This is a genomic window from Pseudomonas sp. GNP012, assembly GCF_054343835.1.
The window spans coordinates 647,354-671,914 of record NZ_JBTGUU010000001.1; the positions used below are offsets into that span (position 1 = coordinate 647,354).

Annotated in this window: 24 protein-coding genes; 12 read left to right on the top strand and 12 right to left on the bottom strand. The window is 60.8% G+C overall.

The features are described from left to right. Nucleotides 1-17: 17 nt before the first annotated feature. The 4 genes from ACXX83_RS02815 to ACXX83_RS02830 form a co-directional block, all read right to left on the bottom strand. Nucleotides 18-728: an ABC transporter permease gene (locus tag ACXX83_RS02815; RefSeq protein ID WP_458547500.1), complete on the bottom strand. Its 711-nt coding sequence runs from the start codon at nucleotides 726-728 to the stop codon at nucleotides 18-20. Next, nucleotides 725-1,453 (bottom strand): ABC transporter permease, encoded by a 729-nt coding sequence (locus ACXX83_RS02820; protein WP_217837394.1) that lies wholly within the window; start codon nucleotides 1,451-1,453, stop codon nucleotides 725-727. The genes ACXX83_RS02815 and ACXX83_RS02820 overlap by 4 nt, the downstream gene beginning before the upstream one ends. 56 nt (nucleotides 1,454-1,509) lie before the next feature. Then, nucleotides 1,510-2,292, bottom strand: coding sequence for a transporter substrate-binding domain-containing protein (locus tag ACXX83_RS02825; protein ID WP_015093811.1), 783 nt, complete (start codon nucleotides 2,290-2,292; stop codon nucleotides 1,510-1,512). A 407-nt stretch (nucleotides 2,293-2,699) separates the two neighbouring features. After that, nucleotides 2,700-5,150, bottom strand: coding sequence for a penicillin acylase family protein (locus tag ACXX83_RS02830; RefSeq protein ID WP_458547503.1), 2,451 nt, complete (start codon nucleotides 5,148-5,150; stop codon nucleotides 2,700-2,702). Between the two features lie 237 nt (nucleotides 5,151-5,387). On the opposite strand from ACXX83_RS02830, the gene ACXX83_RS02835 reads away from it, so the two are divergent. Beyond that, nucleotides 5,388-5,945, top strand: a complete 558-nt coding sequence (locus ACXX83_RS02835; protein WP_407800677.1) for a cysteine hydrolase family protein — start codon at nucleotides 5,388-5,390, stop codon at nucleotides 5,943-5,945. Between the two features lie 171 nt (nucleotides 5,946-6,116). Here the strand turns inward: ACXX83_RS02835 and ACXX83_RS02840 are convergent, their stop codons facing one another. From ACXX83_RS02840 to ACXX83_RS02855, 4 genes are all read right to left on the bottom strand, one after another. Then, on the bottom strand, nucleotides 6,117-6,323 hold the full coding sequence (locus ACXX83_RS02840; RefSeq protein ID WP_007918601.1) for an SEC-C metal-binding domain-containing protein: 207 nt from the start codon (nucleotides 6,321-6,323) through the stop codon (nucleotides 6,117-6,119). Beyond that, on the bottom strand, nucleotides 6,320-6,814 hold the full coding sequence (locus ACXX83_RS02845; RefSeq protein WP_458547505.1) for an LEA/WHy family protein: 495 nt from the start codon (nucleotides 6,812-6,814) through the stop codon (nucleotides 6,320-6,322). Before ACXX83_RS02845 ends, ACXX83_RS02840 begins: the two co-directional genes overlap by 4 nt. A gap of 75 nt (nucleotides 6,815-6,889) precedes the next feature. Next, entirely contained in the window at nucleotides 6,890-7,378 is a 489-nt protein-coding gene (locus ACXX83_RS02850; RefSeq protein ID WP_217837399.1) for a YchJ family protein, read from the bottom strand. Nucleotides 7,379-7,382: 4 nt separating this feature from the next. Further along, nucleotides 7,383-7,880, bottom strand: coding sequence for a DUF6231 family protein (locus ACXX83_RS02855; RefSeq protein ID WP_007971634.1), 498 nt, complete (start codon nucleotides 7,878-7,880; stop codon nucleotides 7,383-7,385). A 189-nt stretch (nucleotides 7,881-8,069) separates the two neighbouring features. On the opposite strand from ACXX83_RS02855, the gene ACXX83_RS02860 reads away from it, so the two are divergent. The 4 genes from ACXX83_RS02860 (at nucleotide 8,070) to ACXX83_RS02875 (ending at nucleotide 10,736) form a co-directional block, all read left to right on the top strand. Beyond that, complete coding sequence (locus ACXX83_RS02860; protein WP_095965078.1) at nucleotides 8,070-8,759, top strand: PA1041 family peptidoglycan-binding anchor lipoprotein; 690 nt, start codon at nucleotides 8,070-8,072, stop codon at nucleotides 8,757-8,759. A gap of 91 nt (nucleotides 8,760-8,850) precedes the next feature. Further along, nucleotides 8,851-9,558 (top strand): PA1041 family peptidoglycan-binding anchor lipoprotein, encoded by a 708-nt coding sequence (locus ACXX83_RS02865; RefSeq protein ID WP_217837400.1) that lies wholly within the window; start codon nucleotides 8,851-8,853, stop codon nucleotides 9,556-9,558. Between the two features lie 148 nt (nucleotides 9,559-9,706). After that, nucleotides 9,707-9,985 carry a DUF1145 domain-containing protein gene (locus tag ACXX83_RS02870; protein WP_015093819.1) on the top strand — a complete coding sequence of 93 codons (279 nt, stop codon included), beginning with the start codon at nucleotides 9,707-9,709 and terminating at the stop codon, nucleotides 9,983-9,985. Beyond that, a complete protein-coding gene (locus ACXX83_RS02875) occupies nucleotides 9,978-10,736 on the top strand; it encodes a collagen-like protein (protein ID WP_458547508.1) in 759 nt (252 codons plus the stop codon). The genes ACXX83_RS02870 and ACXX83_RS02875 overlap by 8 nt, the downstream gene beginning before the upstream one ends. A gap of 198 nt (nucleotides 10,737-10,934) precedes the next feature. Here the strand turns inward: ACXX83_RS02875 and ACXX83_RS02880 are convergent, their stop codons facing one another. After that, complete coding sequence (locus ACXX83_RS02880) at nucleotides 10,935-11,399, bottom strand: CopD family protein (RefSeq protein WP_217837402.1); 465 nt, start codon at nucleotides 11,397-11,399, stop codon at nucleotides 10,935-10,937. 99 nt (nucleotides 11,400-11,498) lie between these two features. Between ACXX83_RS02880 and dinG the strand changes: the two genes are divergently transcribed. From dinG to pdxH, 5 genes are all read left to right on the top strand, one after another. Then, nucleotides 11,499-13,643 (top strand): ATP-dependent DNA helicase DinG, encoded by a 2,145-nt coding sequence (gene dinG, locus ACXX83_RS02885; RefSeq protein WP_008016067.1) that lies wholly within the window; start codon nucleotides 11,499-11,501, stop codon nucleotides 13,641-13,643. A gap of 95 nt (nucleotides 13,644-13,738) precedes the next feature. Continuing rightward, nucleotides 13,739-16,231, top strand: coding sequence for a beta-galactosidase (locus ACXX83_RS02890; protein ID WP_458547510.1), 2,493 nt, complete (start codon nucleotides 13,739-13,741; stop codon nucleotides 16,229-16,231). Nucleotides 16,232-16,381: 150 nt separating this feature from the next. Further along, nucleotides 16,382-17,527 carry a serine hydrolase domain-containing protein gene (locus ACXX83_RS02895; RefSeq protein WP_015093823.1) on the top strand — a complete coding sequence of 382 codons (1,146 nt, stop codon included), beginning with the start codon at nucleotides 16,382-16,384 and terminating at the stop codon, nucleotides 17,525-17,527. Between the two features lie 113 nt (nucleotides 17,528-17,640). Beyond that, entirely contained in the window at nucleotides 17,641-18,654 is a 1,014-nt protein-coding gene (locus ACXX83_RS02900) for an OmpA family protein (RefSeq protein ID WP_217837404.1), read from the top strand. 24 nt (nucleotides 18,655-18,678) lie between these two features. Then, nucleotides 18,679-19,326, top strand: coding sequence for a pyridoxamine 5'-phosphate oxidase (gene pdxH, locus ACXX83_RS02905; RefSeq protein ID WP_458547512.1), 648 nt, complete (start codon nucleotides 18,679-18,681; stop codon nucleotides 19,324-19,326). 5 nt (nucleotides 19,327-19,331) lie between these two features. On the opposite strand, the gene ACXX83_RS02910 is transcribed toward pdxH, so the two are convergent. Continuing rightward, nucleotides 19,332-19,568, bottom strand: coding sequence for a hypothetical protein (locus tag ACXX83_RS02910; protein WP_217837406.1), 237 nt, complete (start codon nucleotides 19,566-19,568; stop codon nucleotides 19,332-19,334). 164 nt (nucleotides 19,569-19,732) lie between these two features. Here ACXX83_RS02910 and ACXX83_RS02915 point away from each other — a divergent pair, with 164 nt between their 5' ends. After that, nucleotides 19,733-20,197 carry an outer membrane lipoprotein gene (locus ACXX83_RS02915; protein ID WP_007971612.1) on the top strand — a complete coding sequence of 155 codons (465 nt, stop codon included), beginning with the start codon at nucleotides 19,733-19,735 and terminating at the stop codon, nucleotides 20,195-20,197. 66 nt (nucleotides 20,198-20,263) lie between these two features. Here the strand turns inward: ACXX83_RS02915 and nhaA are convergent, their stop codons facing one another. Beyond that, a complete protein-coding gene (nhaA, locus tag ACXX83_RS02920; RefSeq protein ID WP_217837407.1) occupies nucleotides 20,264-21,451 on the bottom strand; it encodes a Na+/H+ antiporter NhaA in 1,188 nt (395 codons plus the stop codon). A gap of 247 nt (nucleotides 21,452-21,698) precedes the next feature. Between nhaA and ACXX83_RS02925 the strand changes: the two genes are divergently transcribed. Next, nucleotides 21,699-22,796 (top strand): PLP-dependent cysteine synthase family protein, encoded by a 1,098-nt coding sequence (locus tag ACXX83_RS02925; RefSeq protein WP_458550154.1) that lies wholly within the window; start codon nucleotides 21,699-21,701, stop codon nucleotides 22,794-22,796. A 117-nt stretch (nucleotides 22,797-22,913) separates the two neighbouring features. Here ACXX83_RS02925 and ACXX83_RS02930 read toward each other — a convergent pair whose 3' ends face one another. After that, entirely contained in the window at nucleotides 22,914-24,527 is a 1,614-nt protein-coding gene (locus tag ACXX83_RS02930; RefSeq protein ID WP_458547514.1) for an NAD(P)/FAD-dependent oxidoreductase, read from the bottom strand. Between the last annotated feature and the right edge of the window lie 34 nt (nucleotides 24,528-24,561).

Below are 24,561 nucleotides of genomic sequence, written 5' to 3' on the forward strand. Positions count from 1 at the left end.
CTGAAGCAGATTGAGACCTAGTGGGTCGGCCCGAGGAAGGCCAGCCATCGGCGTTCGGCAAGGCGGAACAGGCCGACCAGCGCAAAAGTGACGGTCAGGTAGATCAGCGCGGCGATGCCGAACGACTGGAAGGTCAGGAATGTCGCCGAGTTGGCGTCCCGCGCGACTTTCAGGACGTCGGGGATGGTTGCGGTGAAGGCCACGGTGGTCGAGTGCAGCATCAGAATCACTTCGTTGCTGTAGTACGGCAACGAGCGACGCAGGGCCGACGGCATGATCACGTAGGCATACAGCTTCCAGCCTGTCAGGCCGTAAGCCTTGGCCGCTTCCACTTCACCGTGGGCCATGCTGCGGATTGCCCCGGCGAAAATCTCCGTGGTGTAGGCGCAGGTGTTCAGAGCGAAGGCCAGGATCGTGCAGTTCATCGCATCGCGAAAGAATGCGTCCAGTACTGGCTGGGCCCGAATGGTGGCCAGGCTGTAGATCCCCGTGTAACAGATCAGCAACTGGATATAGAGCGGCGTGCCACGGAACAGGTAGGTATAGAACTGCACCGGCCAACGGATGTAGAAGTTCGGCGATACACGGGCGATGGACAGAGGGATCGACACGATAAAACCGATGAGGATCGACGCGCTGAGCAGCCACATCGTCATGGCCAGGCCAGTGATGTTGTTGCCGTCGCTATAGAGAAAGGGTTTCCAGTATTCTTGCAGAAGTTCGATCATCGTACGGCCTCCCGGGTACCGGCGGAGTAACGACGCTCAAGCCAGCGCAGGATGAAGTTGGACGCGCTGGTGATCACCAGGTAGATCAATGCGGCAAGCACCAGGAAGTAAAACAGCTGATAGGTGCTTTTACCGGCGTCCTGGGCAGCCTTGACCAGGTCGGCGAGGCCGATGATCGACACCAGGGCGGTGGCCTTGAGCATCACCATCCAGTTGTTGCCGATCCCCGGCAGGGCATAACGCATCATCTGCGGGAACACCACGATCCAGAAGCGCTGGCCGCGCTTGAGGCCATAGGCGGTGGCCGCTTCGACCTGACCCCGTGGGACGGAAAGGATCGCGCCACGGAAGGTTTCGGTGAAATACGCACCGTAGATGAAGCCCAGGGTAATGACCCCGGCACTGAACGGGTTGATCTCGATGTATTCCCATTCCATGTAATCGGTAAAGGAGGTCAGCCAGGTTTGCAGGCTGTAGAAGATCAACAGCATCAGGACCAGGTCCGGAACGCCGCGAATGAGGGTGGTGTAGAACTGGGCAGGCACGCGCATCAGTTTGACTTTTGACAGCTTGGCACTGGCGCCGAGCAGCCCGAGCAACACGGCCACCAACAGCGATAACGCCGACAACTTGATCGTCATCCAGGTGCCTTGCATCAGCAGCGGACCGAAGCCCTTGAGGCTGAAGGCAGAGAGCCCCAGATTTTCTAATAGGTTTTCGAACATAAATCAGCAACCTGATCGGATGAAAAAAGCGCCCATCGCAAGATGGGCGCCGGGCATTATTTGCCGCTGTACAGATTCAGATCGCCAAAGTGTTTCTTCTGAATGGTGGCGTAGGTGCCATCATCGTGTAACGCTTTGATACCTTTATCCAAAAGTGCTTTCAGCTCGGTGTTACCTTTCTTAATGCCGATCGCGGTTTTGGCTGGCAGCAGTTCGCTGTCGACTGGCTTGCTGACTTCGTAGCCTTCACCTTTTGGTGACTTCAAGAAACCCAGTTCGGCTTGCAGCATGTCCTGGATCGCTGCGTCGAGACGGCCGGAAGTCAGGTCGGAATACACCTGATCCTGATTCTGATAGGCCTGGGTTTTTACGCCGGCCTTGTCGAGAACGGCTTTGGCGTAGGCTTCCTGGATGGTGCCTTGCTCGTAGCCTACGGTTTTGCCCTTCAGCGAAGCGACGTCCTCGGTCAGGCCGGAGCCTTTCTTGAACACATAGGCGGTTGGGCCGGAGAACAGCTCGCTGGAAAAGTCGATGACTTTTTCACGGGCTTCGGTAACGGTCATCGACGAGATCACACCGTCGAATTTGTTGGCTTTGAGGCCAGGGATCATGCCATCGAAGTCACTTTCGACCCACTTGCACTTGACCTTCAGTTCGGCGCAGATCGCGTTCCCCAGATCGATGTCGAAGCCTACCAGGCTGCCATCGGCCGCTTTCGACTCGAACGGTGCGTAGGAAGGGTCAACGCCGAAACGCAGTTCTTTGTATTCTTTCGCCATGGCGGAGCCAGCAGCCATGCACAATGCCAGTGCAGAAAGGGTCAGCAATGCTTTTTTCATTATTCAATCCCTAAAACCAATATGAGCGCTTGTGGCGCAGAATTATTGTTACTGGAAAGCGTAAGACATGTTGAAAGTAGCAATTTCCGAACCAGAGTGCCGAACAAGCGTTTTAAAAGGTGTCTGGAAATAACCGGAGACAGATTTATGCACGAAAACGGGCGCAGGGAAATGGCTGCACCAGTGCGACTCAAAAAGAAAAATATTTGAGGATGAATAGAGGGGTAGCTGAGCAGATTTGCAAGCACCTGTACCCTGGGGTTGCCAGCGGTAGATCGGCAGGCCAAAGGTCGACTCGGTGACTTGTCAGCTATGAGGTTGGCGCGGGGCGAGAAGTACTATCGGGCTTTATGAACGGATGAAAACCAGTGTGGGAGCGAGCAAGCCCGCTCCCACAGGGATCAGCGTTACTTGCCGGGTGTCAGTGTCAGTCGATTCTTGCCATAGGCCTTGTCGAAGTTTTGCGGCTGCATCGGCAGGCTCGTGTACTGGCCCTTGAGCCAGGGTTCGATGCTGTTGAGGTAATTCGCACTGGCCGGGTTGCCGGACTGACCGGTGCCGTTCTGTGCCATCAGCGGTTCGGACTGGCCGAAGTCGACGATAAAGCGCATGGCGGGCGCCAGCGTGGTGTTGAAGTCCTGGCCCCAGGCGAACGCGGCGGTGTTGAGTGTGGTGTGATCGCCACCGGCTGGCAGCGGACCGCGTACCGTCTGGCCGCTGCTGTTCTTCCATTCATAGCGGTGCAGTTTGCCCCACTGCCAGGCTTTGTGATCGCCGCCCAACTGGCTGTCGCCAGCGCTGATCGCTGCAGCGAGGCTGCGCGCGAGGATGGCCGGTTTGTCTTCTTTGTGTGCGGTGCGCACGTCATCCCAGAACGGGCTGTCCTCACGCCCGAGCAAGTGATCGGCCTGGGCTGCGTAGGACAACTTGCCATCGGTGACAAAGGCCTTCCACGCCGGATTGCCTTCCGGGCCCAGTTCGTCGAGGAAGATCTGCCGGGTGCTTTCCTGCAGGAACAGTTCGTAGATGGCCGCATCGGTGGAAGTCGGGCTGAGCTTGCCATCGAACGCCATCAAGCGGCTGTAGGCTTCGTGTGCCTTGGCGCGATCGGCCGTCGGCAAGGCGTCGATGGCTTGTTTGAGTGGCTGGGCCATGCCTGGCGTTTCGAACATTTTTTTCAGCTTGGCAGCGAAGGTAGTGGTCTGGTCGTACTGCATGGCGATCAGGCTGCGGCTGTCGTGTTTGCCTGCGCCGGCCAGTTCGGCCAGACGCTCGCCGCGCTCCGGAGCGGCCCAGGAATTGGACAGCTGCATGCCGTAGCCATGGGGGATGACCCGCTGATTGGCGGTGCCGAGCCAGCCTTGGGCCGGGTCCTGGTCGTACGGGTGCAGCATCGGGTCGGCATAACCGTCCCAGTCATATCGACCTTCCCAACCCGGCGAGGGCAGCAGGCCTTCGCCTTCGCGGCGGTTCGGGTAGCGGCCGGTGACCTGCCAGCCGATGTGGCTGGCGTCGGCAAACACCAGGTTCAGTGCGATGGCGCGGATTTCGCGGCTGGCATCCGATGCTCTCTCGGCGCTCTGGGCGCGGGACAGGTCGAAGAACGCGTCCAGGGTCTTGTCGTCGGTGAAGTTCGGCATCTGCAAGGCCAGGCCGAAACCATTGGCCAGCATGGTGCCCTGGGCGCTGTTGAGCAGCGGGCCATGGCGGGTTTCGTACACCGCTTCGCGAATCGGCCGCTGGCCTTTGACGAAATAGGTTTCGTTGCGCACGATCGCCGGCTGCCACTTCCCGGCGTTTTCGTAGGCAAGTCCGTTGCCCTGGCGCTTGATCTTTTCCAGGAACAGGTCCTGGTTGTCGCCCATCACGGACGCCATGCTCCACGCCACTTTGCCGTTGAAACCACCGAGCACCATCGGCAGGCCCGCGATGGTCACGCCGGACGCCTGATACTTCGGCGCGCGAATCTGCACGTAACTGAACAATGAAGGCACGCCCAGCGGGCCGTGACTGTCACTGGCCAACAGGCTCTTGCCGCTGCGGCTGCGTTGCGCGGCGATGGCCCAGTTGTTCGACGAGGTGGCGCCCAGCAGGCTCAGGTCCGACAGTTGTCCCGTGGCTTTGCTGAGTTCGGCCAGGCCCGGTACTTGCCCGTTGAGCTTGAGGCCCTGGAGTTTTTCGCTCTCGGCGACCGGCAGTTTTTCATCGGGGGCGGACGGCGTCAGCCACGCCAGTTTGTCGGTGGTGACGGTCTGGGCCAGTACCAGCGAGGAAATCTCTTCCGGCAGGTTGGTCGACTGGCTGAAGTTCAACAGGCAGAAAATCAGCGCCGAATCTTCCGGCTGCCAATATTCAGGCTGGTAGCCGGTGGCCGCGAGGTCCGCCGGCAGCTTGTCGCGGTAGCGGAAAAGGTAGGCGTTGACACCCCGCGCATAGACTTCGAAGAAACGCTTGAGGCGCGGCGAAGAGGCCTTGTACAACTCGCCGGCACTTTTCTTCAGGTTGACCGCCCGCATGTAACGGTCGGCATCCAGCAGGTCCGCGCCGTGCATCTCGGCCAATCGACCCTGGGCCAGCAGGCGCAGGGTGACCATCTGCGTGATGCGGTCGCTGGCATGCACGTAACCGAGTGTGAACAGCGCGTCGTGGAAGCTGTTGCTTTCGATCAGCGGCATGCCCATGGCATTGCGGCGCACCGAAACGTTCTGCGCCAGGCCCTTGAGCGGCTGCACGCCGGAGGTCGGCGGGAGGGTGTCCTGGGCGTTGAAGTTCTGACAACCGGTCAGGCTCAAAACGCCCGCCACTGCTGCGGCAACGCCGAACCGGGGTAGAAAATGAGTAAGGGCTGGCGAGGCCATGGCAAAGCTCCTGCGGGGGGGTAGAGGCGGTGGGGCGCAATTAAAGGCGCTACGTTAGTGAGCGGGAGGTGGCCGCGCAAGCGGGGTACAAGGTTATTTCGGGATTTGTCAAAGATCGGCGTATCCCGGTAGGAGCTGCCGAAGGCTGCGTCCTTTTGATTCTCGACAGTGGCTTGCCAGCCGTAACCGGTGATGTTGAAGTGCGACACGGTCAACAATCCTGGGAGAAAAACCAGCATGGAGCTCAAGGCAAACGCGGCACTGATCATCATCGATCAACAAAAAGGCATCCTTCACCCCAGGCTTGGCCGCAGGAATAACCCTCAGGCCGAAGAGCGCATGCTGGAATTGCTCGGGCATTGGCGGCGCACCGCTCGGCCGGTGATCCATGTGCAGCACCTGTCCCGCTCGGAGGACTCGGTGTTCTGGCCGCAGCAGTCGGGAGTGGAGTTTCAGGAGCGGTTCGCGCCAATGGCCGGTGAACGCTTGATCCAGAAGCAGGTGCCGGATGCGTTTTGTTCGACGGGGCTGGAGATGCAGTTGCGCGAGGCCGGGATCGGGCAGTTGATCATTGTGGGTGTCGCGACCCACAACTCGGTGGAGTCTACGGCGCGCACCGCGGGCAACCTGGGGTTTGATACCTGGGTGGCCGAGGATGCGTGCTTTACCTTCGACAAGGCTGACTTTTTTGGCCATGCCCATAGTGCCGAAGAGGTGCATGCGATGTCGCTGGGGAATCTGCATGGCGAGTATGCGACGGTGGTCAGCGCTGCCACCCTTCTGATGGATGACTGACAACTATTGTGGGAGCGGGCTTGCTCGCGAAGAGGGCCTCAGCTTCAACATCGTTTTTGCCTGACACACCGCTTTCGCGAGCAAGCCCGCTCCCACAAGGGAACTGCATTCACAGCAAAGGTCTGCTCGCGAAGACGATTCAACAGGCGAAGCAAGTCTTCGCCCGAAGCATCAAGCGCCGTGGCACTTCTTGAATTTCTTGCCGTTGCCGCATGGGCACGGATCGTTGCGGCCGACGTCTTTCAGGGCATTGCGCACCGGTTCCTGGTGGGCGTGGCCGCAGTTCGGACCGTGGACATGGCCGTGGTCGTGATCATGGTGGTCATGATCGTGATCGTGGTTGCAGTCAGGGCCGTGGACATGGGGTTGCTGGGTCATCGGTGTTGCTCCGGAATTAAATCGGCGGCGATTATCACGCCATTGCGCGCCAGGTGCACGTAGTGGGCGATGAATATACCGGTTTCCAGTTCACCTTCCAGACGATAGGGAATGGGTTGGTCGGATTTTTTCAGCAGTTTGGCCAGATCCCGGACCTTGGACCACAGGTTGGTGCGGATCGGTACCTTGAAGTAGGCACTGTGCCTGGGGCTGATGGTGAACCAGTGTTCGTACTCGCCGTCGGCCAGCAGTATGTCAGCCAGGTGAACGCGGTACTCCAGACTGCGCACTGTCAGGTCACTGTCGTTGGGGTTGTCGATGCGAAAATGCAGGAGGAGTTTCTGTTCCAGCAGTTTGGCGCTGACCACTTCGACCTTCACCAGATGGACCTCGGGGTCCGGCAAGTCGTCGTCGAACCACGACGCACAGCCGCCAAGTCCCAATGTCAGGAACAGGGTAAGCAGACAGCGTGCGCAGCGGCGGATGATCATCGTGGAGTTTCTCCCTTGAGTCCCAGTCTAGACCCAAAGGATCGCAGCCTTCGACAGCTGCTGCGTGGTGGGCAGTCATTCCATGGACTGGCTGCTGAAGTAACCCGCACAACATTTCTTGAACTTCTGTCCACTGGCACAGGGGCAGGGGTCATTGCGCCCGAGTTTGAGTGGCACGGTCGGGTCGATGAAATACCAGCGCCCGGTGTTCTGTACGAACGATGAGCGCTCTCGATGGCTGTGCTCGCCACTGCTGTCGTGCCACCGCGCGGTGAAGGTCACGAAAGCGTGTTCAGGCTGGCCACCCAGCACTTCGGAGCTTTCCACCTCAAGGCCCAGCCACGTACTTTGCGCACTCCAGTCACTGATCGATTGACGGTCCAGACCGGCCTGTTGGGCGGGCAGGGTGGTGGCCACCAGATAGTCGACCAACCCCAGCACGTAGGCGCTGTAGCGCGAGCGCATCAAGGCTTCGGCACATGGCGCCGAGTGTCCGGCATGGTAGTGACCGCAGCAGGCATCAAGCAGGGTGCCGCTGCCGCAAGGGCAAATGGATGTACTCATTGCTTTACCACCAGTATTTCCCGAAGTTTTCCGGATTGGCCCAGAAGCGCGAATTGAGCCAGTCGGGGACTTGTTTGTATTCAAGCAGATCGTAGGTAAACAGGGTCAAGACCTGTTCGTCCCGTTGAAAGCGCTCGCTGGCTTGCAGGGCCAGGGAGAAAAAGTCGGTTTCCTGCCAGCCACAGGCCGGCAGATCCGCCAGCACGGCGATGCGGCTGGCGTTGAGGTTGCGGATGCCGCCCAACAGGTTCAGGCCGTCGCGCTTGGGCAAATGCTCCAGGCAATCGACCACCAGGGCCAGGTCGAATCGGCGGGCCGCCAACTCGTCGGGCAATGGGCCTGGGGCCGCGAAAGCAACGCAACTGTCCGGGTGCGCGAGTTTGAATGCTTCCAGTGCCGGGAATTCGCTGGCGCCGATCAACAACAGGCGCGCGGGGGCATATCGGTCAAGTAAAGCGGCCAGTGCCTGCTGCGGCGTGCGTGAAGAAATACCTGCAATCATCGAAGATCCTCAATCAGATCTGCCAAGACTAGCCTGCCCGGCCGTTCGGGCCTAGAGCGGCTTGGCGACAAATGCGCCAAGCTGCCGTTAATGCCTCAATAAACAGCATGGCCTATTGCTGGCGGAGATTAATACTCGGGTCTTTACTACCTGAATCGGTTCTAAGCCGATCCTTCAGGAGAAAACTAGATGAGCATAGTTCGGACAGCATTACCCTTGGTTCTGCTAACCAGTGTGTTGACTGGTTGCGCAGGTTTGCAGAAAACCGACTGGCCGACCTGTGCGGCGGTTGGTGGTGTCGTGGGTGCGGGCCTCGGTGCGACCGAAAGCTCGGCATGGGCAGGGTATGGTGCTCTGCTTGTCGGCGGTACGGCAGCGGCTTATTGCTGGGTGCACGGTGATGGCGACGAAGACGGCGACGGTGTGCCGGATAGTCGCGACAAGTGCCCGGGCACGCCTAAAGGCGTTCAGGTCGATGCCAACGGTTGCCCACCACCAGCGCCTGTGGTTGAAGAAGTGGTTGTGGTCAAGGAAGAAACCATCGTCATCCGCGATGTTCACTTCCAGTTTGATAAAGCCACGCTTACCTCGTCCGATAAACAGGTCCTCGATAAGATTGCCACTCGCCTGAAAGCCGAAGCCCCGACTGCTCAACTGACCGTAACCGGTCATACCGACAGCGTGGGCAGCGACGCCTACAACCAGAAACTGTCGGATAAACGCGCCCACTCGGTGGTTGAATACCTCATCGATCAAGGCGTACCTCGCAGCAACTTCGTGTCGGTGGTCGGTGCCGGTGAAAGCCAGCCGGTTGCGGACAACAAAACCGCTGACGGCCGTGCACAGAACCGTCGTACGGAAATCAAAATCCAGCGTTAACCGCCCCTCGCATCCGCGCCTTGTGCAGTCGCGGATGCGGGTCTTTACTCCTGTGTAACCGGTATGGGCCGGTGACACAGGAGCTTTCAATATGATCGTTCTCACAAGGACCGTCTTGCCGGTTCTGCTACTTGGCAGCCTCTTGACCGGCTGCGCGACCCACAGCGATGGCACTGCCCCCCTCAATCAACGAACCTGGCCAATCTGCAGCCTTATCGGCGGCTTGGTCGGTGGTGGTCTGGGCGCAATCGAGAGTGGTGCCTGGGCCGCGGGCGGGGCGGCGCTGGGTATCTTGTCCGGCGGCTTGATCTGCTATGCCCAGGATGGCGACGAAGACGGCGACGGCGTTTTCGACCGGCGCGACCGTTGCGCTGATACTCCCGCCAATACCCCGGCCGACCATCGCGGTTGCCCGGTGCCGCAGTACCCGGACCGCGTCCAGATCGAGCCAGCGCAAACCCAAGTCATTACGCTGAGCGATCTACTGTTTGTCTTCAATCAATCCGATCTGACCCCGACGGCCAAGAGTCAACTGGATGCGTTGATGAGCCAGTTCCTGGATGCCGATGTGGTCAGCATCAAAGTAGTTGGCCATACCGACAGCGTCGGTTCGGATGCCTATAACCAGGCCTTGTCGGAGCGACGCGCCAGCAGCGTGGCGGAATACTTGATCAGCCAGGGTGTGGCGCCGAACAAAGTCACCAGCGAAGGCAGGGGCGAAAGTCAGCCGATTGCCGACAATGAAACGGACGAAGGTCGTGCGAAAAACCGTCGAGTGGAACTGCATGTAAACCGCTGAGCCAAGAGATAGAGCCGTCGAGCGACAGTTGTTAGCGCTGCGACGGCCGTTCGGCGGCCTTCATGAAGAATTTTCCGTTGCCCTCTGGCTTATCCCGCGCGGAAGCCGTTACTGTGCGCCCAAACAATAATTCTCATCGGGGGAGCGTATGAAAGTCTTATGGGGGCTGGGGCGGTTATTGACCCTGCTGTTCTGGTTGGTGGTGCTGGTCAATCAGCTCACGCCATTTGTCTTTCCGCTGCACCTGTTGGTCAATCTGGCCGGGGGCCTGTTGGGGTTCATCCATCTTCTGGAAGCACTGTTGTGCTATCGCAGCCTGCGAGGTCGCGCCCATCCCTGGCTTGACCGCCTGAAGATCGTCATTTTCGGTGTATTCCACCTGCAAACCATTCCAGCCCCCGGCGCTTCGAAGGCTTCCCATGCGTAAACTCTGTCTGTTCGCTGCACTCATCAGTCCATTGGCCAGCGCACAGGTGGTGAGTGTCGAACCCAACTCGCTGATGCGCTTGCCCAACACCGCCAGCACCCTGCAACTGGAACGCCTGGAAGTGGCCGATTACGGCACCTTGCTGATTCCTTCGAACGTCACCGAAGTCACCGTGGGTGAGTTGCATCTGGGACGTGAAGCGCGCATCGCCATTGTGCCGGGAGAACAGGCGCTGGCGCTGAAGGTCCATCGCGCTGACTTGTCCGAAGGCAGTCAGATCACCGCGCGTGGCGCGCCCGGGACCTATCAGAAAGCCGCCCGCTCCGGGCGCAATCTTGATTTGCAGATCAAGACACTGAATGCACCGCAATTGTTGGTGGACGCACGAGGCGGCGCAGGCGCACCGGGATTTGTCGGCCTGGATGGCGCCAACGGTCAGGACCCTGGCTGCACCTGGGGCCAGGCCGGTCGCGGTGCCGATGGCAGTGATGGCAGCAATGGTCAACCAGGCGCGCCGGGTGCGTTGGTCAGGCTGGCAGTGCCCCACGACTTTCCGGCAGACCGGATCAAGGTGCAGGTGGCTGGCGGTGCCGGTGGCCTGGCCGGCCCGGGCGGCAAACCGGGGGCGGGCGGCAAGGCCAAGGGCTGCCTGGTCTACAAGGCCGATGGCGGCAAGAGCGGCAAACCTGGCGTCGACGGGCAGCCGGGGTCTGAAGGTGCAGCGGGTTCGGTGACTGTGCAGCGGTTATAAAGTTAACCAAGAACTACTGTGGCGAGGGGGCTTGCCTGTGGCGAGGGGGCTTGCCCCCGTTGGGCCGCGAAGCGGCCCCAATTCCGGCAATCGCAATACTGCTGAAGGTTAGCGGTGTCTGGTTTTACGACTGCTTCGCAGCCGAGCGGGGCGGTGCGGCGATCCGACAAGCCCCCTCGCCACAAAAGCGCTTTAGATTCAAAACATCGGTCGAGCCGCCGCAATCGCCACCACAGCCAACCCCACCAACAGATTGATCCCCACCAACCGGCGAATCCGCCCCAGTATCGCAGCACCCGCCGACCAATCCTGTTCGGCCACGGCGGTGCGCAGTTCCGGCAGCATCAGCGCCTGAATGCGGATAAACAGCGCGGTCATTACCACATACAGACCCATCATCACTTGCACATAGCGCGGTGCGGCTTCAAAGCCGTTGAAGTGCATATGCAGCATGCCCACTCCGCTGACCGGCAACAGCACCACCGCCACCCAGACCCAGCGGAAAAAACCTTGAAACACTTCTACCCACAACTTCAGCCGGGCAGGGCCTTCAAGTGCCTTGATCGCGGCGGGGCGCAGGACCATCCAGGCGAAAAACATGCCGCCGACCCAGAGCAGGGCAGCCAGTACATGCAGGCTATATATGAGGCTAAAAGGTGTCATTCGGGTACTCCGTTCTGCGCAGGATTCATTAGCGGGGTATGATAGCCGTCGATCCGAACCACTGAAAATTTATCCAGCGTTTTTTGCGCCCGACAATCCATGATCAGCACCGAACTCAAAACCACGATCCAGGGCGCCTACTCGCGTTTTCTCGAAGCCAAGAGCCTCAAGCCGCGCTACGGCCAACGCCTGATGATTGCCGAAGTCGCCAAGGTCCTGGGTGACATCGACACCGACGACGAAGGCCGGCGCAGTGGCGACCCCGCGATTGTCGCGGTGGAAGCCGGCACCGGTACTGGCAAGACCGTGGCCTACAGCCTGGCGGCGATTCCTACGGCCAAGGCCGCCGGCAAGCGCCTGGTGATCGCCACGGCCACCGTGGCCCTGCAGGAGCAGATCGTCTACAAGGACTTGCCCGACCTGATGCGCAACAGCGGGCTGAACTTCAGCTTCGCCCTGGCCAAGGGGCGCGGGCGCTACATGTGCCTGTCCAAACTCGACATGTTGCTCCAGGAAGGCCACGCGCAGACTGCCACTGCGCAACTGTTCGAAGAAGAGGGTTTCAAGATCGAGGTCGACGAGGCCAGCCAGAAGCTGTTCACCAGCATGATCGAGAAGCTCGCCGGCAATAAGTGGGACGGCGACCGCGACAGTTGGTCCACCGCCCTGGAAGACGCCGACTGGGCGCGCCTGACCACCGATCACAGCCAGTGCACCAACCGTCATTGCCCGAACTTCGGCCAGTGCGCTTTCTACAAGGCCCGCGAAGGCATGGGCAAGGTCGACGTGATCGTCACCAACCACGACATGGTCCTGGCCGACCTGGCCCTGGGCGGCGGCGCCGTACTGCCGGACCCGCGCGACACCATCTACGTGTTCGACGAAGGCCATCACCTGCCGGACAAGGCCATCGGCCACTTCGCCCATTACACGCGACTGCGCTCCACTGCCGACTGGCTGGAAACCACCGCCAAGAACCTCACCAAATTGCTGGCCCAACACCCGTTGCCGGGCGACCTGGGCAAGTTGATCGAGCAGGTGCCGGAGCTGGCGCGGGAGATCAAGACCCAGCAGCAGTTCATGTTCACCGCGTGCGAGCAGATTGCCGACTTCAAACCCGGCGAAGACGTTGAGGGCCGCGAGCGCCCGCGTCACCGATTCGTCGGCGGGGTGATTCCCGAGCACATGCGTGAAATGGGCATCGAACTGAAGAAAGGCTTCGCTCGGCTGACCGACTTGTTCACCCGCCTGACCGACCTGCTCAAGGAAGGCATGGACGGCGAGGTCAACATTGGCATCGCCAGCAACCAGGCTGAAGAGTGGTACCCGCTGTTCGGCAGCCTGCTGTCGCGCTCTTCCGGCAACTGGGAGCTGTGGACCGCCTTCACCGTCGAAGACCCGGAAGACAACCCGCCCATGGCTCGCTGGCTGACCCTGGCCGAAAGCGGTTCGCTGTTCGACATCGAGGTCAACGCAAGCCCCATCCTCGCGGCGGAAATGCTCCGGCGCAACCTGTGGAACGTGGCGTATGGCTGCCTGGTGACGTCGGCGACCTTGACCGCCCTCGGTACCTTCGACCGCTTCCGCATGCGCGCCGGGCTGCCCAAAAAAGCCGTGACGGCGGTGGTGCCGAGCCCCTTTCATCATGCCGACGCCGGTGTGCTGCGGGTGCCGAACCTGAACGCCGATCCCCGTGATGCAGCGGCACATACCGCCGCGATCATTCGTGATCTGCCGGAACTGGTCGAGGGCTCGCGGGGCACACTGGTGCTGTTTTCCTCGCGCAAACAGATGCAGGACGTGTTCGATGGCCTGGACCGCGACTGGCGCAAGCAAGTGTTCATTCAGGGCAACCTGTCGAAGCAGGAAACCCTGAACAAGCACAAGGCGCGGGTCGATGGCGGGGATTCCAGCGTGCTGTTCGGCCTGGCGAGCTTCGCCGAAGGGGTCGACTTGCCCGGTGCCTATTGCGAGCACGTGGTCATTGCCAAGATTCCATTCTCGGTACCCGATGATCCCGTCGAAGCGGCGCTGTCGGAATGGATCGAAGCACGGGGCGGCAATCCGTTCATGGAAATCTCCGTACCGGACGCCTCGCTGAAACTGGTCCAGGCCTGCGGTCGCTTGCTGCGCACCGAAGAGGACCGCGGCACCATCACCTTGCTCGACCGGCGCCTGGTGACCCAGCGCTATGGCAAAGCCATCCTCAACGCGTTGCCGCCGTTCCGTCGAGAAATTTCCTGAAGCACCGGTGGGCAGTTTTGCCCACCGCGTTGTCTATCTCTCTGCCACCGCTTTTTCACTGGCCCATTGAGGTCGTTAGGGAGAATTTCGTTCTCATGATTTGCCGTTCGTTGCCTGCCGTATTTGCCCTGTTGTTCGCAACACCGCTGTTGGCCGCCCCCGCCAGCCAGCAGACGCTGTTCAACTTTGTGCGCCCCGCCGACGTGGTCCAGGTGGCGACACAGGACGCCAGCCTGCCGCAATCCAACGCCGAGCAAACCCCTGAAGGCGAAGTGTTGCGCCGGGTGACCTTCAACTCGGTCGCCCGCCCGACGTTGCGCCTGACCCCGCAAACCGGTGCCTGGGACTGGTCGCAGTCAGGCGTCATGAGCCTGCGGATCCAGAGCGCGATGAACTGGGCCTTGACCCTGTACGTGACCATCCAGAGCAACGACGGCAAGACCCTGGTCAGTCGCGTCGATTTGCCAGCCGGGCCTGCGCAAACCCTGTTGGTGCCGCTGCAAGCGACATCACCGCTGAGCCAGGGCATGAAGGCCGGCCCGCCGATGCCGATGATCGTTGAGGGCCAGCGTGTGTTGCTGGCCAGCAGCGCCGGTGAGCTGGATCGCAGCCAGGTGGTGTCCGTGACGTTGTCGATGGACCAGCCCAAAGCCGCGCAAAGCATCCTGTTGGAGCGCTTTGGTGTGCAGGACGGCGAGTCGGTCAGCCAAGTCGTGTATGGCGGGTTGGTGGATGCGTATGGCCAGTCGACCCGGGCCAAATGGCCGGAAAAAGTCAGCAGCGACGAGCAGATGAAAAGCGCCGCCGCCAAAGAGCAGCAACAACTGAAAACCTGGCTCGCTGAACGTCAGAAGTCTTCGCTGGACAAATTTGGCGGATTGACCAAAGGCCCGTCGTTCAAGGCCAGCGGCTTTTTCCACACCGAGAAGCGCAACGGTCGCTGGTATCTGGTGACGCCTGAAGGCCATCCGTTCTATTCCCTTGGGGTCAATACCATGGCCCCGGATGTCAACCAGACCTATGTGGCCGGTCGCGAGTGGATGTTCGAGTCCCTGCCCAAAGCTGACGAGGCGCTGGCCAGCCACTACGGCGAAGGCGACAACCGTGGCGGCAATGGTGCCGATCAAGGGCGCGGCTACAATGCCGGGCGCTGGTACGACTTCTACGGTGCCAACCTGCAACGTCTGTATGGCGATCCTTGCGCTTTGGGCAGCGACACCAAGGCGGGAGTCGCCACAGCGGCCAAGGCGGATGCGGTTGAAGCGACAGCGATCAAGGCTGCGGAGCAACCCGTTGCTCCTGCAACCGCCGAATCTGGCGTCGCCGAAGCCGCCAAGACTGAAGCGACGGTAGTAACAGCGGCAGAGCCAGCATCGGTCGAACCGTGCAAAGCGTTGTTCGACGAGCAGCGCTGGGCCAGTCATACCCTTGATCGCCTGCAGGCCTGGGGCTTCAATACCATCGGCAACTGGAGCGCCCCGGTACTGGGCAACGCCGATCGCGTGCCATACACCTTGCCGCTGTCGATCGTCGGCGACTACGCCAGCATCAGCACCGGTACCGACTGGTGGGGCGGTATGCCCGATCCGTTCGACCCGCGTTTTGCCATGGCCACCGAACGTGCAGTGGCGATTGCCGCCCGCGACCATCGTGATGATCCGTGGCTGATCGGTTACTACGCCGACAACGAACTGGCCTGGGCCGGTCCCGGGGATGATCCCAAAGCCCGTTATGCCCTGGCCTACGGCACCTTGAAAATGACCACCGATGTGCCGGCCAAACGTGCATTCCTCAAGCAACTGCGTGACAAGTACCGCAATCAGGCGGGCCTGTCGAAAGCCTGGGGCATTGATCTGCCCGCCTGGGAATTGATGGAGGATCCGGGATTCGTGCCACCGCTGCCGAGCGCCGAGCACCCGGAAATCGAAGCCGACTTCAAATACTTCCAGAAGGTCTTCGCCGACACTTACTTCAAGACCATTTCCGACTCACTCAAGTGGCACGCGCCAAACCAGCTGCTGCTCGGTGGCCGTTTCGCCGTCAGCACGCCGGAAGCCGTGGAGTCCTGCGCCCAGTACTGCGACGTGCTGAGCTTCAACATGTACACCCTGCAACCCCAAGATGGTTACGACTTCGCCAAACTGCGCAGTCTCGACAAACCGGTGCTGATCACCGAGTTCAATTTCGGCTCGGCTGATCGTGGGCCGTTCTGGAGCGGTGTCACGCCGTTGGCGAAAGAGGAGGACCGTGGTGCGGCGTATGCCAACTTCCTCAAGCAGGCAATGAGCGAGCCGTCGATTGTTGGCGTGCATTGGTTCCAGTATCTCGATCAACCGGTCACCGGGCGCCTGCTTGACGGTGAAAACGGTCACTTCGGGTTGGTGGGCATCACGGATCTGCCGTTTCAGGGCTTTGTCGACAGTGTGCGCAAGAGCAACCTGGCGACGGTCGAACAATTGGGCAAAGAGGCCGGGAAGGCTGCAGCTGACATCGACAAAGCCAGCCACGACGCCGAGGGCGGTCGCAAGGCCGAGGCCGGCAAGGGGCCGGGGAAGGGCGCGGGTGGGCATTCCGGCCAAGGCCATTAAAAGCTGAAACCCTGTGGCGATCCGACAATCCCCCTCGCCACAAGGGATCGGTGGCGAAACAACCGTCCGGCCCAACCCTGTTCCCAAAACCCTCAAGGGCTGGAACAATGCCCGCCACTTTGTAGAGCGTTAATCCGGGGGGAGTTGCGGGTGCAGATTCAGGGTCATTACGAGCTTAAGTTCGAAGCGGTGCGAGAGGCTTTCGCAGCGCTGTTCGACGATCCCCAGGAGCGTGGCGCAGCATTGTGCATTCAGATTGGTGGCGAAACCGTCCTTGATCTGTGGGCCGGCACCGCCGACAAGGACGGGGCCGAGGCCTGGCACAGCGACACCATCGCCAACCTGTTCTCCTGCACCAAGACCTTTACCGCCGTCACCGCGCTGCAACTGGTGGCCGAAGGCAAGCTGCAACTGGATGCGCCGGTGGCGCGCTACTGGCCAGAATTTGCCGCTGCCGGCAAAGCGTCCGTCACCTTGCGTCAACTGCTCTGCCATCAAGCCGGCCTTCCGGCATTGCGCGAGCTGCTGGCCCCCGAAGCCCTCTACGACTGGCAAACCATGGTCGACGCCCTGGCCGCCGAAACGCCGTGGTGGACGCCGGGCGAAGGCCACGGGTATGCGGCGATCACTTATGGCTGGCTGATCGGCGAATTGCTGCGCCGTGCCGACGGTCGTGGGCCAGGGGAATCCATTGTCGCGCGGGTCGCCAAACCGTTGGGCCTGGACTTCCATGTGGGGCTGGCCGACGAAGAGTTCTATCGCGTGGCCCATATTGCGCGGGGCAAGGGCAATGTCGGCGATGCCGCCGCCCAGCGCCTGCTGCAAGTGACCATGCGTGAGCCAACGGCCATGACGACCCGGGCGTTCACCAACCCGCCGTCGATCATGACCAGCACCAACAAGCCCGAGTGGCGACGCATGCAGCAGCCGGCCGCCAATGGCCATGGCAATGCCCGTAGCCTGGCCGGTTTCTACGCTGGTCTGCTCGACGGCAGCCTGCTGGAAAGCGAAATGCTCGATGAGTTGACTCGTGAGCACAGCCTCGGCGAGGACAAGACTTTACTGACCCGGACCCGTTTTGGCCTGGGTTGCATGCTCGATCAACCGGACGTTGCCAATGCCACCTTCGGCCTTGGCCCGCGGGCGTTTGGTCATCCGGGTGCCGGCGGCTCCATCGGCTTTGCCGACCCGGAGCACGATGTAGCCTTCGGATTTGTGACAAATACCCTGGGCCCCTACGTCTTGATGGACCCGCGCGCGCAAAAGCTGGTGCGGGTCCTGGCCACCTGTCTGTAAAGGCGGCTATCGGTCACCAAGGCTGGAACCCTATAGCCTTTTCAGTTTCAAAACATCAGTTTGTGCGGGCCGACGTGGCCTGATTTTTTTGACTTCATTCTTGTGGATATCCAATGTCATCCAATAAAACCCTCGCCTTGGCCCTGTGCTTCGCCATTACCGGTTGCGCACAGACTCCACAGAAAGACGCGACGGCACCTGTCGCCAAGACTGAAAGCGGCAGCCACTGGTACTGGCCGTTCGGTTCTGACGAAAGCGCCGGCAAGCCTGTGGTCAAGCCGGAGGTAAAACCTGAAGTCAAACCCGTGGCGGTGGCCAAGGCCAAGGCCGAAACCGAGAATGGCAGCAAGTGGTGGTGGCCGTTCGGCGGTAACGAGCAGAGCGCCTCGAAGGTCGTGCCGATGCCCGACCCGAAAGTCACCCAGGCCTGGCTTGACGACTACGAACCGCGTCTGCGCGAGGCGGTCAAGGACAGCAACCTGCAACTCGAGCGCCGCGAAAACGTGCTGGTGGTGACGGCGCCGGTCGAGGGCTCGTTCAACCCTGACCGCCCGGCCATGCTGCTGCCGGTCACGCTCGGTCCGTTTACCCGCGTTGCCAAGATCCTTGAAGCCGATCCAAAGACCGCTGTCTTGATCCTCGGCCACAGCGATACGTCGGGCGCGGCGCCTGCCAACGTCAAGCTGAGCCAGGAGCGTGCCCAGTCCGTTGCGGCGATTTTCCGTCTCAGTGGTTTGCAGCGTGATCGCCTGATGCTGCGTGGCCTGGGCGGTGATGCGCCGCGTGCCGCCAACGACAGTGCGCAAGGCCGTGCGTTGAACCGCCGTGTGGAACTGCTGGTGACCCCGCAAAACACCATGGTCGCGCTGCTGAGCAAGTACAACATGCCGGCCCCAGCCCCTGTGAACATGGTTGCAGCCGCTGACGTCAAGCCGGTCGCCAAGCCTGTGACACCGGCCCCGGCGACTAAAAAGGCTGCTGTTCCAGCGACGAAAAAAGCCCCGGCGAAAAAAACGGCGGCCAAGAAAGCACCTGCGAAAACCGCAACGCCGGCGAAGAAAACCACGCCAGCCAAAGCCTCCACGGCTGACAAGAAAGTCGTCGCCACTGATACTGCAAAGCAGTGATCCGTTAACCAAAAGGAATGCGCCATGACCCAGGGCCTGGCTGATATGCGTCGTGACTACACCCGTGATGGCCTGACCGAGGCGCAAGCCCCGGCCGAGCCGTTTGCGTTGTTCCACCATTGGTTCGCCGACGCGGTGAAAACCGAACAGGCGCCGGTGGAGGCCAACGCCATGTCCCTGGCCACCGTCGACCAGGACGGTCGACCGCACTGTCGCATTCTGTTGCTCAAGGGGCTGGACGAACTGGGTTTCACCTTCTTCACCAACTACGAAAGCGCCAAGGGCCAGCATCTGGCCGCGAATCCGTTCGCGGCCATGACGTTTTTCTGGCCGGCGCTGGAGCGTCAGGTGCGCATCGAAGGGCGGGTGGTGAAGGTGACGCCTGAGGAGTCCGATGCCTATTATCAGGTCCGTCCTCTGGGCAGTCGCCTGGGAGCCTGGGCATCGCCGCAAAGCCGCGTGATCGCCGATCGTGGCGAGCTCGAAGCGCTGCTCAAGGACACCGCGCAACGTTTCAGCGACACCCAGCCGCATTGCCCGGAACACTGGGGCGGTTATCGCCTGTTGCCGGAGCGCATCGAGTTCTGGCAGGGCCGCCCAAGCCGCCTGCACGACCGCCTCAATTACCGCCAGCAGGGCGCCGACTGGATTCTTGAACGCCTGGCACCCTGAGCAGTCTACCGATCGGGATAGCCTGCCGCAGCGGCCTCCAGCCACTTGGGCAGGTCTCGACGCTTGATCTTCTGCGCCTGGGCACTCGCCAACTGTTCGAGCATGAAGGCTTTTTTCTGCTCGTCCTTGCCCGCCAGCGCTAGCGCCAGGTCGCGGTCCATCCAGCGTTTGATCCGTACGTACAGCCACCAGTGGAAGTACAAACCGGCAACCGTCGTGACGACGATGATAAAGTAGTCCATGAAAATCCTTGGCCCGTGGGCGGCTTTCCGATTTTGCCGTTACTGTGTGAGTTCGTGGAGGCGCCTTAACGGAGCCTGAATCAAAGCAATTTTACCCGAGCGGTGCCGTGACAAGCGTCAAGCTGCGGAGTTTAATGAACATCTGTTTCTTTGGAGTTGATGCTATGCGTAAGTCTGTTCTGCTGGTTGCTTCCTTTTCCACGATGGCGATGTTGCTCACTGGTTGCCAATCGAGCCTGACCGGTGACTCCTACTCCCGTGACGAGGCGCGTCGCGTGCAGACCGTTCGCATGGGTACCATCGAAGCATTGCGTCCGGTGAAAATCGAAGGCACCAAAACCCCGATCGGCGGCGCTGCAGGCGCAGTGGTTGGCGGCGTTGGCGGCAGCGCCATCGGTGGCGGCAAAGGCAGTATCGTTGCTGCGGTCATCGGTGCAGTCGCTGGCGGCCTGATCGGTTCGGCCGCAGAAGAGGGTATGACCCGCACCCAGGGCGTGGAAATCACTGTGCGCGAAGACGATGGCAGCATGCGCGCCTACGTTCAGGAAGTTCAGCCGAACGAAGTGTTCCGTGTTGGCGAGCGTGTTCGCATCGCCAGTGTGAATGGCACCAGCCGCGTTTCGCACTAAGCGCAAACACCGGATAAACAAAAACCCGATCAGGTGACTGATCGGGTTTTTTGTTTTCGCGGTTTATCAGGAGGCCAGGCCAGAGCTCTTGCGACTCGCCATCGCGGTTACCCCATAACCGATCAGCGCGGCGAGAATCGAACCGGTCAGGATTCCCATGCGATCCATTCCGGCGAAATCGCTTACACCCGGTTCAAAGGCCAGTGAGCCGACAAACAGACTCATGGTGAAACCGATACCGCAGAGAATCGCTACGCCCAATATCTGGCCCCAATTGGCGCCTTGGGGCAGGGCGGCGATACCGGTTTTCACGGCCAGCCAGGTCAGGCCGAAGACACCGACAGCCTTGCCCAGCAACAGCCCGATGGCGATACCCATGGGAACGTGATGAGTGAAACTTTCGACGGTGACGCCGCTCAGGGAAAGGCCGGCGTTGGCGAAGGCGAACAGCGGCAGGATGCCGTAGGCGACCCACGGGTGCAGGGCGTGTTCCAGGGCCAGCAGTGGCGAAGGTTCGGCATTTTTTGTGCGCAGCGGAATGCAGAAAGCCAGGGTTACGCCGGCCAGCGTGGCGTGGACACCGCTCTTGAGCACGCAGACCCAGAGGATCAGGCCGATGATCATGTACGGCCCGAGCTTGACTACGCCAAGCCGGTTCATCCCGATCAGCGCCGCGATACAGGCTGCCGCCAGCGCCAGGGAGAGGGTCGACAGCGCACCGGAATAGAAGATCGCAATGATGATGATCGCGCCGAGGTCGTCGATGATCGCCAGGGTCATCAGGAACAGTTTCAGCGAAACCGGAACCCGTTTGCCAAGCAACGCCAGCACGCCAAGGGCGAAGGCAATGTCGGTCGCGGTCGGGATTGCCCAGCCGTTGAGGGCCGCTGGCGTGTCGCGGTTGAGGTACCAGTAGATCAGCGCCGGCACCACCATGCCGCCAATGGCCGCCGCACCAGGCAGGACGATTTGCGACGGTTTGGACAACTGGCCGTCGAGGACTTCGCGCTTCACTTCCAGGCCGATCAGCAGGAAGAACAGGGCCATCAGGCCGTCGTTGATCCATAGCAGCAACGGCTTGGCGATTTTCAGCGCGCCGACCTGGGCCACCACCGGAGTGTCCAGCAGGCCGTTGTACAGCCACGACAGCGGTGAGTTGTTGATGATCAGAGCCAGAACGGCAGCGGCGATCAGTAACAGACCGCTGGCAGCTTCCAACTGAAAGAAACGCGTGAAAGTGCTACGCAGAGGCAAGGTCGCTCTCCATCTGTGAATTCAAAAGGTGTTACACCCTAACAAGTACTGTTAGTTGTTAAAACAAAAGTTATATTCTTTTTTGTTATATCCCGTTACAGAGTGATCCGACGCCAGCGAGCTGAGCCTAGCAGTTGTCGGACGTATTGGATCGCAGCTGTACCTGTGCCGGATGCAGGATTTTTCCTAAGCTGGCTGGATGGGCCTTGTACAAAGGCCAACTCTTGCCCGATTCAACGAGAAAACCATCATGAGCGACAACCGACAGTGGTCCCGCGAGGCGATCCGGATCATCGAAGCTGATTATCAGCGCAGCGCCGACACCCACTTGATCCCCTTGCCGCTCCCGGGTTTTCCGGGCATCGAGTTGTATTTCAAGGATGAATCCAGCCACCCCACGGGCAGCCTCAAGCACCGCCTGGCCCGATCGCTGTTCCTGTATGCGCTGTGTAACGGCTGGCTCAAACCCGGTGCGCCGGTCATTGAAGCTTCCAGCGGTTCCACGGCAATTTCCGAAGCGTACTTTGCGCGCATGCTGGGCTTGCCGTTCATTGCGGTGATGCCGGCGACTACCTCAAAGGAAAAGATTGCGCAGATCGCCTTCTACGGTGGCCAAAGTCATCTGGTCGACGACCCGACCCAGATCTACGCCGAGTCCGAGCGTCTGGCTCGTGAGCACGACGGGCACTTCATCGATCAGTTCACCTACGCCGAGCGCGCCACCGACTGGCGAGCGAACAACAATATTGCCGAGTCGATTTTTCAGCAGATGCGATTCGAGCAGCATCCCGAGCCGAGCTGGCTGATTTCCAGCCCCGGTACCGGAGGCACCACGGCCACACTGGGCCGATACGTGCGTTATCGCCAGCATTGCACTCGCGTGCTGTGTGCCGATGCCGAGCGTTCGGTGTTCTTCGATTACTACCAGACTGGCGATGCCAGCCTGCGACTGGACCACGGTTCGCGCATCGAGGGCATTGGCCGGCCGCGAGTGGAGGCGTCGTTTCTGCCCAAGGTGATCGACGCCATGGTCAAGGTGCCGGATGCCCTGTCACTGGCGGCCATGCATTACCTGGCGGAACGCCTGGGACGCCATGTGGGCGGGTCCAGCGGGACCAACCTGATCGGCGCCCTGATGGCCGCTCAGCACATGAAAGCGTCAGGGGAGACGGGGTCGATGGTGGCGATTCTGTGTGACAGCGGCGAACGCTACGCCACGACCTATTACGATCCGCAGTGGCTCAAGGCCCAGGGGTATGAGTTGAGTGGTTTGATGGCTGCGGTCGCGGCGACGGTGGAGCGGGGTGAGCCGCTGCCGGACTCGGTTCTGCGCGCCAATATCTGACACACAGAAGATCAAATGTGGGAGCGGGCTTGCTTGCCAAAGCGGTGGATCAGCCAACACACATGTTGGATGTGAAACCGCCTTCGCGAGCAAGCCCGCTCCCACATCAGGCTGGTATCAGGCGTCGAGACCGAGGATATCCCGGGCCACTGCTTCTGCAATCCGAATCCCGTCCACACCCGCCGACAGAATCCCGCCCGCATAACCGGCACCTTCACCGGCCGGGAACAAGCCTTTCACGTTCAGGCTCTGCATCGACTCATTGCGGGTAATACGCAGCGGCGAGGAGGTGCGGGTCTCGATGCCGGTCAACACCGCGTCGTGCAGCGAGTAGCCACGAATCTGCTTCTCGAACGCCGGCAAGGCTTCGCGAATCGCTTCGATGGCGAACGCCGGCAGTGCCAGCGCCAGATCACCCAGGGCAACGCCTGGCTTGTAGGATGGCTCGACGCTGCCCAATTCGGTGGACGGTTTGCCCGCGATAAAATCGCCGACCAGTTGCGCCGGGGCTTCGTAGTTGCTGCCGCCCAGCACAAAGGCGTGGGATTCCAGGCGTTCCTGCAGTTCGATACCGGCCAGCGGGCCGCCCGGATAATCGACTTCCGGCGTGATGCCGACAACGATCCCGGAGTTGGCATTGCGCTCGTTACGCGAGTACTGGCTCATGCCATTGGTGACCACGCGGTTCGGCTCGGACGTCGCTGCCACCACGGTACCACCCGGGCACATGCAGAAGCTGTAGACCGAGCGGCCGTTCTTGGCGTGGTGCACCAGTTTGTAGTCGGCGGCGCCGAGTTTCGGGTGCCCGGCGTACTTGCCCAACCGCGCGCGGTCGATCAGCGACTGTGGGTGCTCGATACGGAAACCCACCGAGAAAGGCTTGGCCTCCATGTACACGCCACGGCCGTGGAGCATGCGGAAGGTATCGCGGGCACTGTGGCCGAGGGCCAGGATCATATGTTTCGAATGGATCTGTTCGCCGCCATTGAGCTCGACGCCGACCAGTTGGCCGTCTTCGATCAGCACGTCGGTGACACGCTGCTGGAAGCGCACTTCACCACCCAGTGCACGAATCTGCTCACGCATGTTTTCCACCACGCCGGTCAGGCGGAACGTACCGATGTGCGGCTTGCTGACGTAGAGGATTTCTTCCGGTGCGCCGGCCTTGACGAACTCGTGCAGGACCTTGCGACCAAGGAACTTGGGATCCTTGATCTGGCTGTAGAGCTTGCCGTCGGAGAATGTCCCCGCGCCGCCTTCGCCGAATTGCACGTTGGATTCCGGGTTGAGCACGCTTTTGCGCCACAGGCCCCAGGTGTCCTTGGTGCGTTGGCGGACTTCGGTGCCGCGTTCGAGGATGATCGGCTTGAAGCCCATTTGCGCCAGCAGCAGCCCGGCGAAAATCCCGCACGGACCGAAGCCGACGACGATCGGACGTGCGCTCAGGTCGACCGGTGCCTGGCCAACCATTTTATAGCTGACATCCGGCGCCACGTTGACATTACGGTCATCGGCGAACTTGTGCAGCACCGCTGCCTCGTCGCGAACTTCAAGGTCGATGGTGTAGATGAAGCACAGCTCGGAGGACTTTTTACGCGCATCGTAGCTGCGCTTGAACAAGGTGAAGTCGAGCAGGTCATCGCTGGCAAGCCCCAGGCGCTGCACGATGGCAGGGCGCAGGTCTTCATCGGGATGGTCGATCGGCAACTTGAGTTCGGTGATTCGTAACATGGCGGGATCCGGTTCGCGGGGCGCACAACTGCGC

What these genes read in the sequence shown, in the direction of transcription:
- ACXX83_RS02820 (WP_217837394.1), bottom strand. Translation starts at nt 1,453, where the DNA reads ATGTTCGAAAACCTATTAGAAAATCTGGGGCTCTCTGCCTTCAGCCTC.
- ACXX83_RS02850 (WP_217837399.1), bottom strand. Translation starts at nt 7,378, where the DNA reads ATGAGTACATCCATTTGCCCTTGCGGCAGCGGCACCCTGCTTGATGCC.
- ACXX83_RS02880 (WP_217837402.1), bottom strand. Translation starts at nt 11,399, where the DNA reads ATGACACCTTTTAGCCTCATATATAGCCTGCATGTACTGGCTGCCCTG.
- ACXX83_RS02835 (WP_407800677.1), top strand. Translation starts at nt 5,388, where the DNA reads ATGGAGCTCAAGGCAAACGCGGCACTGATCATCATCGATCAACAAAAA.
- ACXX83_RS02930 (WP_458547514.1), bottom strand. Translation starts at nt 24,527, where the DNA reads ATGTTACGAATCACCGAACTCAAGTTGCCGATCGACCATCCCGATGAA.
- ACXX83_RS02845 (WP_458547505.1), bottom strand. Translation starts at nt 6,814, where the DNA reads ATGATCATCCGCCGCTGCGCACGCTGTCTGCTTACCCTGTTCCTGACA.
- ACXX83_RS02825 (WP_015093811.1), bottom strand. Translation starts at nt 2,292, where the DNA reads ATGAAAAAAGCATTGCTGACCCTTTCTGCACTGGCATTGTGCATGGCT.
- ACXX83_RS02900 (WP_217837404.1), top strand. Translation starts at nt 17,641, where the DNA reads ATGTCATCCAATAAAACCCTCGCCTTGGCCCTGTGCTTCGCCATTACC.
- ACXX83_RS02855 (WP_007971634.1), bottom strand. Translation starts at nt 7,880, where the DNA reads ATGATTGCAGGTATTTCTTCACGCACGCCGCAGCAGGCACTGGCCGCT.
- ACXX83_RS02865 (WP_217837400.1), top strand. Translation starts at nt 8,851, where the DNA reads ATGATCGTTCTCACAAGGACCGTCTTGCCGGTTCTGCTACTTGGCAGC.
- ACXX83_RS02830 (WP_458547503.1), bottom strand. Translation starts at nt 5,150, where the DNA reads ATGGCCTCGCCAGCCCTTACTCATTTTCTACCCCGGTTCGGCGTTGCC.
- ACXX83_RS02915 (WP_007971612.1), top strand. Translation starts at nt 19,733, where the DNA reads ATGCGTAAGTCTGTTCTGCTGGTTGCTTCCTTTTCCACGATGGCGATG.
- ACXX83_RS02890 (WP_458547510.1), top strand. Translation starts at nt 13,739, where the DNA reads ATGATTTGCCGTTCGTTGCCTGCCGTATTTGCCCTGTTGTTCGCAACA.
- dinG (WP_008016067.1), top strand. Translation starts at nt 11,499, where the DNA reads ATGATCAGCACCGAACTCAAAACCACGATCCAGGGCGCCTACTCGCGT.
- pdxH (WP_458547512.1), top strand. Translation starts at nt 18,679, where the DNA reads ATGACCCAGGGCCTGGCTGATATGCGTCGTGACTACACCCGTGATGGC.
- ACXX83_RS02840 (WP_007918601.1), bottom strand. Translation starts at nt 6,323, where the DNA reads ATGACCCAGCAACCCCATGTCCACGGCCCTGACTGCAACCACGATCAC.
- ACXX83_RS02875 (WP_458547508.1), top strand. Translation starts at nt 9,978, where the DNA reads ATGCGTAAACTCTGTCTGTTCGCTGCACTCATCAGTCCATTGGCCAGC.
- ACXX83_RS02870 (WP_015093819.1), top strand. Translation starts at nt 9,707, where the DNA reads ATGAAAGTCTTATGGGGGCTGGGGCGGTTATTGACCCTGCTGTTCTGG.
- ACXX83_RS02860 (WP_095965078.1), top strand. Translation starts at nt 8,070, where the DNA reads ATGAGCATAGTTCGGACAGCATTACCCTTGGTTCTGCTAACCAGTGTG.
- ACXX83_RS02910 (WP_217837406.1), bottom strand. Translation starts at nt 19,568, where the DNA reads ATGGACTACTTTATCATCGTCGTCACGACGGTTGCCGGTTTGTACTTC.
- ACXX83_RS02815 (WP_458547500.1), bottom strand. Translation starts at nt 728, where the DNA reads ATGATCGAACTTCTGCAAGAATACTGGAAACCCTTTCTCTATAGCGAC.